The organism is Streptomyces sp. NPDC050211 (assembly GCF_040656035.1).
Classification (GTDB): domain Bacteria; phylum Actinomycetota; class Actinomycetes; order Streptomycetales; family Streptomycetaceae; genus Streptomyces.
Genome location: NZ_JBFALC010000182.1, coordinates 1 through 1,404 on the forward strand (window position 1 = coordinate 1; position 1,404 = coordinate 1,404).

Sequence of the window (1,404 nt, forward strand, 5' to 3'; positions counted from 1 at the left end):
CGGGCACGCTGTTGGGTGTCTGAGGGAACGAAGTTTTCCTCGGGTGCCGGCCCCAGTGAACTCGCCGTGTGACGGTGGGGTGATGGGTGGCTGGTCGTTGTTTGAGAACTGCACAGTGGACGCGAGCATCTGTGGCCAAGTTTTTAAGGGCGCACGGTGGATGCCTTGGCACCAGGAACCGATGAAGGACGTGGGAGGCCACGATAGGCCCCGGGGAGTCGTCAACCAGGCTTTGATCCGGGGGTGTCCGAATGGGGAAACCCGGCAGTCGTCATGGGCTGTCACCCATACCTGAACACATAGGGTATGTGGAGGGAACGCGGGGAAGTGAAACATCTCAGTACCCGCAGGAAGAGAAAACAACCGTGATTCCGGGAGTAGTGGCGAGCGAAACCGGATGAGGCCAAACCTACGACGTGTGAGACCCGGCAGGGGTTGCGTCGTGGGGGTTGTGGGATCTCTCTTTCACGGTCTGCCGGCCGTGAGACGAGTCATAAACCGTTGATGTAGGCGAAGGACATGCGAAAGGTCCGGCGTAGAGGGTAAGACCCCCGTAGTCGAAACGTCAGCGGCTCGTTGGAGAGACACCCAAGTAGCACGGGGCCCGAGAAATCCCGTGTGAATCTGGCGGGACCACCCGCTAAGCCTAAATATTCCCTGGTGACCGATAGCGGATAGTACCGTGAGGGAATGGTGAAAAGTACCGCGGGAGCGGAGTGAAATAGTACCTGAAACCGTGTGCCTACAAGCCGTGGGAGCGTCGGATATGTGTTTACACGTATCTCGTGACTGCGTGCCTTTTGAAGAATGAGCCTGCGAGTTTGCGGTGTGTTGCGAGGTTAACCCGTGTGGGGAAGCCGTAGCGAAAGCGAGTCCGAACAGGGCGGTAGAGTAGCGCGCTCAAGACCCGAAGCGGAGTGATCTAGCCATGGGCAGGTTGAAGCGGCTGTAAGAGGTCGTGGAGGACCGAACCCACCAGGGTTGAAAACCTGGGGGATGACCTGTGGTTAGGGGTGAAAGGCCAATCAAACTCCGTGATAGCTGGTTCTCCCCGAAATGCATTTAGGTGCAGCGTCGTGTGTTTCTTGCCGGAGGTAGAGCACTGGATAGGCGATGGGCCCTACCGGGTTACTGACCTTAGCCAAACTCCGAATGCCGGTAAGTGAGAGCGCGGCAGTGAGACTGTGGGGGATAAGCTCCATGGTCGAGAGGGAAACAGCCCAGAGCATCGACTAAGGCCCCTAAGCGTACGCTAAGTGGGAAAGGATGTGGAGTCGCACAGACAACCAGGAGGTTGGCTTAGAAGCAGCCACCCTTGAAAGAGTGCGTAATAGCTCACTGGTCTAGTGATTCCGCGCCGACAATGTAGCGGGGCTCAAGCGTACCGCCGAAGTCGTGTCATTC

General features: G+C 57.7%; 1 rRNA gene. It reads left to right on the top strand.

What is annotated here, in order from left to right:
* Positions 1-133: 133 nt before the first annotated feature.
* Positions 134-1,404 (top strand): 23S ribosomal RNA (locus tag AB0I98_RS49875); the annotation flags it as partial.